The sequence below is a fragment of the Acinetobacter sp. YK3 genome (genome assembly GCF_001729365.1).
Classification (GTDB): Bacteria; Pseudomonadota; Gammaproteobacteria; order Pseudomonadales; family Moraxellaceae; genus Acinetobacter; species Acinetobacter vivianii.
Map to the genome: position 1 here is coordinate 1 of NZ_LZPJ01000057.1, position 5,962 is coordinate 5,962.

Consider the following 5,962-nt stretch of genomic DNA (forward strand, 5'->3'; position numbering starts at 1 on the left):
GCCAAGATTCTAAAAAGCCCTGATCATTGATCGGGGCTTTTTTTATGACGCTATAAAATCCAATAGTCATAAAAAAACCTCTGCTGATCAGAGGTTTTTTCTTTCAAATTCAGATTAAGCTGCAACCTTTGCGGGTACACCACTATGAAAACGGAACGTATCATCTGGAGTTAAAATCAGATTTTTTTCCACTTCACGGATATATTCAATGCGTTGCTGAATATCTTCTTCTGGATCTTTGAGTTTCGCTGATTTTGCGACATCTAAAGCCAACGCTAAATAGTCCTCAAAATGGCGAGATTCCGATTTAAGCAAATAACGGTAGTAACGCCCCAGCTCATCATCAACAATCGGTGCAAGCGCGTAGAAACGCTCACATGAACGTGCTTCTACAAATGCACCAATGATCATGACATCAATCAATGCTTCAGGCTCGTAAGTACGGATTTCTTTACGCAACCCACCTGCATAACGCCCTGCACTCAAACCCTTCCATTCTTGGCCGCGCTTATTCATGAATTCAAGCACCTGCTCATAATGCAGCATCTCTTCACGAACCAATTGCGCCAATTTCACTTGCAAGTCTGTAAAAAAGCTATAGCGGAACATCAAATTCATGGCTGTACTTGCTGCTTTCTTTTCACAGTTGGCATGGTCTTGCATCAAGATATCAAGGTTATTTACCGCTTCATCCAACCATACCTGAGGTGTTGTACAACCTAAAAACGCAATGACGGGTTGCATTAACTCATCATAATTTACACTACTCATCAACTTATCTCGCAGCAGCCTGAATTGCTGCTTTCATATCTTTTACCGCTTGGGCCAGTCCAACGAATACGCTATCTGCAATAATCGAGTGACCAATATTCAGCTCATGAATTTGAGGGATCGCTGCAATCGCTGCAACATTGTCCAGATTTAAGCCATGACCTGCATTCACAACCAGACCTTTAGCAGCTGCATACTCCACACCTTTGATAATACGAGCCAATTCTGCTTGCTGCTGTTCCTCAGTCTCTGCATCTGCATAAGCACCAGTATGAATCTCAATGGTCGGCGCACCACATGCGACAGCCGCATCAATTTGAGCCAGATCAGCATCGATAAATAACGACACATCACTGCCAATCGCAGCCAATGCTTGTGTTGCTGCCTTCACTTTTTCAAAGTGCCCTACAACATCCAGACCACCTTCGGTTGTCACCTCTTGACGACGTTCAGGGACAAAGCAAACATGTTGAGGCTGAATCTCTTTGGCAAATGCAACCATTTCATCTGTCACTGCCAACTCAAGATTCATTCGAGTTTTCAATAATGGGCGCATACGACGTACATCATCATCCTGTATATGGCGACGATCTTCACGTAAATGCAAGGTAATCCCCTCTGCACCCGCTTGTTCACAAACCAAAGCAGCCTGAACTGGATCAGGGTAAGTTGTACCACGTGCCTGTCTTAATGTTGCAACATGATCAATGTTTACACCCAAGATTGCAGCCATAAAAAATATCCTATCGGTTTAGCCCTGAATAATTATTTTCAATACATCAGGAATATCAAGTTTGTGTACTTTGAATCCAGAGTTGACGGCTTTTGAGTGGCCGGTCACCCAACAATGAGCTAATCATTTGACGGTATAGTTTACCCAATAATTGCAATTGTTCGTGAGAAAAATCCTGACCATCTTCATGGTTTTGCATAGATGCAATCAACGTACCGGAAAGTGTCGAACGTGATGCTTGCGCAACGGGCAGAAAGCCATCATTCAGCTGAAATTGATAATGTCGAAGTGGCAAGATGTCTTGTTGATTTGCATCCACAGAGAAATCGATGGCATAGCCCAACTCTTGCAATAAAACATGCTCGAATTGACGCAGGATTTGTCGTAAGAATAAAGACGCTTGCTGATGTGAAGCAAGTTGCTGCAACTGCAACAAGGTCAACTGATATTGCTCAAATGTTTGCGGTAAAGCCTCTTCCAAGGGACAAAGGCGCAACACAATTTCATTTAAATAGAAACCGGCAAAAAATGCATCGCCATGAAAGAAAACAGGCTGATTCAGAATTTCCAGTTTAGTGAAATTTTTAAGCTCGGATTTGCCTGTCGCTTGCAAGCAAATAGGTTGATACTGCGGTGGAGGAATCTGTCTTAAGATTCCATCCACCCGACCATATTCTTGTGTAAATAAATGCACAATATGGCTTTTTTCACGATATTTACGATGATGAATCAAATAGCCATGCAGGACTTCATTACGCATCATGGAACGATATTAGTCCTTCTTCTTTTCATCCTTTTCTTCATCATCACCATCAGGAATAACCGCACCAACGACAGCTGCCGTTCCCTTGACTACACCTTTAGTTGTCTTATAAGCCACTTTAACAGGTACAGTTACAAGCTTATGAACACACCCTTGCAACATGAAAATACATGTCACGATTGCGAATACACGAATTGTTGTTTTCATACCTGTTTCCATTGCTTAAATATCGCTATAACCCAAGCTTTTCAAAGCACGCTCATCATCAGACCAGCCACCTTTGACTTTCACCCAAAGCGTTAGCATGATCTTTTGTTCAAACATTTTTTCCATGTCAGCACGCGCATCCATACCAATGCTTTTCAGCTTCGCACCCTTATCACCAATCACAATGGCTTTTTGGCCTTGGCGTTCAACAAAGATCGTCGCATCAATATAAGTACAAGGTGGTTTTAAACGCCCCGTTTTTTCATTTACAGTCGCTTCTTCTGTTTTAAAAGATTCAATCTGTACAGTCAAATCGTATGGCAGTTCTTCACCCAACTGACGCATGATTTTCTCACGAATAATTTCACTCGCAAGGAAGCGTTCAGAACGGTCAGTAATCTGATCCAGTGAATACAATGGCGGCTGATAAGGCAGATACTTTTCAATCGTATCACGCAGATGCTCAAGATTGGCACCACGCAATGCAGATACAGGAACAATCTCGGCAAAGTTCATTAACTTGGCACGTTCACGAATCAGCGGTAATGCTTCGTTTTTGTTCTCAAAGGTATCCAGCTTATTGATCACAAGAATTACGGGCATATCTGCATTTTTCAGCTTTTCCAAAACCAGTTCATCGTTTTGAGTCCACTTCTGTGCATCAACCACAAATAAAACCAGATTCACATCACGCAATGCTGAATGAGCAGCGCGGTTCATCATTTTATTGATCGCACGCACTTCTTTCTTATGCATCCCTGGAGTATCAACAAATACCGCCTGTGATTTTTCACGAGAATCAATACCAACAATTTTATGACGTGTGGTTTGTGGCTTACGTGAAGTAATTGACAGTTTTTGACCCAATAAATGGTTCATTAATGTCGACTTACCGACATTTGGGCGACCAACGATCGCAACAAAACCGCTTTTAAAATCTGAAGGAATCGTCGTTCCTTGAGAACTAAAAAATTGATCAATTAAGTTATTGCCGTCTTGCTGCTCAGCTGCTGCTTCTGGCTTATTTTCATTTGAATGGGACATCAGGTTATTGCTCCAATAATTTTAAAATCTCTGCCGCTGCCGTTTGTTCGGCAAAACGACGACTTGAGCCCTCGCCTTGAATTTTTGGCAATCCATCGACCAAACATTCCACTTTGAAATGCTGATTCGGCGCATCGCCCTGAATATCTACAACCTCGTAAACTGGGAGAGGTTTTTTACGTGCTTGTAAATACTCTTGCAAACGTGATTTCGGGTCTTTCAGTTGATCTGTCGGTTCGATATGATCAAGATATGGTTCATACCATTTTAACACAATGCGTTCCAACAGGTTGAGATCATTACAGTCTAAATAAATAGCACCAATAATTGCTTCAACTGTGTCTGCCAAAATCGATTCACGGTGATGACCACCTGATTTTAGCTCGCCAGTGCTTAAAATTAATGACCGACTCAGTTGTAAATCATTTGCGATTTTTCCTAACGCTTCCTGTCGAACCAGAGTCGCACGCATTCGCGTTAAGCGACCTTCATTTTCCAGCGGATAGGCATTGTACAAATAATTCGCAACGATCATTCCCAATAATGAATCGCCTAGAAATTCTAGGCGTTCATAATTGTGTTTATGGCTGACAGAACGATGGGTTAAGGCCAGTTTCAACAAATCAATCTGTTTAAACTGGTGACCGATTCGTCCTTGCAACCGAGTATCATTGAGCTTGTTTTGCAGATTTTTGGTCAAAAGTCTTCTCAAAGGTCATAACTAGACTAATATTTAGCATGAAAGGCTTACGGATTTCATACTTCTTTACTACGACAAGATCATCTTTATAAGTCACTTGCGCAATATCCTTAAAATGTAGATCACGGATACCGTTCATATCAAAACGTTGATCCATCTGAGAGGCGAACTTACTTGGTGTAATGTTCGCAGGGCTATCTTTTAATAAGCCTTCAATCTGACTATTAATCAGCTTGTCATCCCAGTATGCTGGCCAGATCGCAATTGCTGCTTTCACAGCAACTGCAAATAAAACCACCCCAAATAAAATTGCAATATACGAAGTCCCAAGTTGAGATTTACGCATCTTTATATTTCCTTTATGTTTTTATCAATCAATCTTACCATTTCGGTTGAAACTTGGAAGATTAAAGCCCGGCTCTTTATGCATCCATATATAAAAAGCTCGACCTGTTAAATTCGCTTCAGGTACAAAGCCCCAAAAACGACTATCCGCACTTTGGTCACGGTTATCGCCCATTGCGAAATATTGACCTTCAGGCACGGTGACTTCCCAATCCTGTCCATTGCTTTTGATAAAGACGTCATTGGCTTTAGCAACAAATGGAACCAAGGCTTCAGCACCTTTTAATTGCGCAAACTGGAACTGTTCAACCAGTGGGTTACGCCCTTCCAGATAACGAATCAAATGCTGGTGTTCACCTAATGTTTCTTTAAAATACAAAGCAGTTGGTGTGTCTTGCTGGTCTTTCACACGTGAGAATTGTGTTACCACTTTTGCAATTTGCTGACCATTAATCGTTAACTCACCCGCTTTAAACTGGATATGATCACCCGGCAAACCCACTACACGTTTAATATAGCTAATCGTTGGTTGCGGTGGATAACGAAATACAATCACTTCACCACGTTTAGGCTCGCCAACATTGACAACTTTGGTGTTTACGACAGGGAGACGTAAACCATAATCAAATTTATTCACCAGAATAAAATCACCTGTCTCCAAGGTCGGTACCATTGAGTCAGAAGGGATATTAAATGGTTCATATAAGAAAGAACGTAGAATTAGCACGACCGCCAACACAGGCCAGAAGTCATATGCCCATGTGATAAGAAAATGTTCCTGATTCCGCCCTTTATTTGCACGTTGTTTAAATACAAATTTATCAAGCAACCACACCAAAAAGAAAATCAGCGTCGCTGGTACCAGAATCAAATTAAAATCAAAATCCACAAACCCTCTCTTGCAGTCTCACTGCTCGTTTTGCAGCTCGGTAAAACCAAAGGTTTCCCCAGCTTCATTTCTTTATCTATCGACTTTCAATACAGCCAAGAACGCTTCTTGTGGAATTTCAACACTTCCCACTTGCTTCATACGTTTCTTACCTTCTTTCTGCTTCGCAAGAAGTTTCTTCTTACGTGAAACGTCACCACCATAACATTTAGCCAATACGTTTTTACGCATCGCTTTTACAGTAGAGCGGGCAATGATCTGTGCACCAATCGCAGCCTGAATCGCAACATCGTACATTTGACGTGGAATGAGATCTTTCATTTTCTCAACCAGTGCAATACCACGATGACGCGCATCCTGACGGTGGCAAATCATCGCCAAGGCATCAACCTTCTCGCTATTAATTAATACATCCACCTTAACCAAAGCTGAACTTTCGAAACGAACAAAGTTATAGTCGAGTGATGCAAAACCACGTGAACATGATTTTAATTTGTCAAAGAAATCCAT

At 41.5% G+C, this 5,962-nt stretch carries 8 protein-coding genes and 1 pseudogene; all 9 read right to left on the reverse strand.

Features of this window, described 5'->3' with window-relative positions:
- Positions 1-114: 114 nt before the first annotated feature.
- Complete coding sequence (locus A9Z07_RS05190) at positions 115-771, reverse strand: tRNA-(ms[2]io[6]A)-hydroxylase (RefSeq protein ID WP_069577493.1); 657 nt, start codon at positions 769-771, stop codon at positions 115-117.
- Positions 772-775: 4 nt separating this feature from the next.
- On the reverse strand, positions 776-1,504 hold the full coding sequence (pdxJ, locus tag A9Z07_RS05195; RefSeq protein WP_069577495.1) for a pyridoxine 5'-phosphate synthase: 729 nt from the start codon (positions 1,502-1,504) through the stop codon (positions 776-778).
- Between the two features lie 55 nt (positions 1,505-1,559).
- Positions 1,560-2,267, reverse strand: a complete 708-nt coding sequence (recO, locus tag A9Z07_RS05200) for a DNA repair protein RecO (RefSeq protein WP_005256826.1) — start codon at positions 2,265-2,267, stop codon at positions 1,560-1,562.
- Between the two features lie 9 nt (positions 2,268-2,276).
- Complete coding sequence (locus A9Z07_RS05205; RefSeq protein WP_004771515.1) at positions 2,277-2,474, reverse strand: NF038104 family lipoprotein; 198 nt, start codon at positions 2,472-2,474, stop codon at positions 2,277-2,279.
- A gap of 15 nt (positions 2,475-2,489) precedes the next feature.
- Complete coding sequence (gene era, locus A9Z07_RS05210; RefSeq protein ID WP_004771513.1) at positions 2,490-3,518, reverse strand: GTPase Era; 1,029 nt, start codon at positions 3,516-3,518, stop codon at positions 2,490-2,492.
- A 4-nt stretch (positions 3,519-3,522) separates the two neighbouring features.
- Complete coding sequence (rnc, locus tag A9Z07_RS05215) at positions 3,523-4,218, reverse strand: ribonuclease III (protein WP_004771512.1); 696 nt, start codon at positions 4,216-4,218, stop codon at positions 3,523-3,525.
- Positions 4,187-4,564, reverse strand: a complete 378-nt coding sequence (locus A9Z07_RS05220) for a DUF4845 domain-containing protein (RefSeq protein ID WP_047432431.1) — start codon at positions 4,562-4,564, stop codon at positions 4,187-4,189. The genes rnc and A9Z07_RS05220 overlap by 32 nt, the downstream gene beginning before the upstream one ends.
- A gap of 24 nt (positions 4,565-4,588) precedes the next feature.
- Positions 4,589-5,452 carry a signal peptidase I gene (lepB, locus tag A9Z07_RS05225; protein WP_069577497.1) on the reverse strand — a complete coding sequence of 288 codons (864 nt, stop codon included), beginning with the start codon at positions 5,450-5,452 and terminating at the stop codon, positions 4,589-4,591.
- A gap of 72 nt (positions 5,453-5,524) precedes the next feature.
- Positions 5,525-5,962: pseudogene (locus A9Z07_RS05230) on the reverse strand (elongation factor 4); the annotation flags it as partial.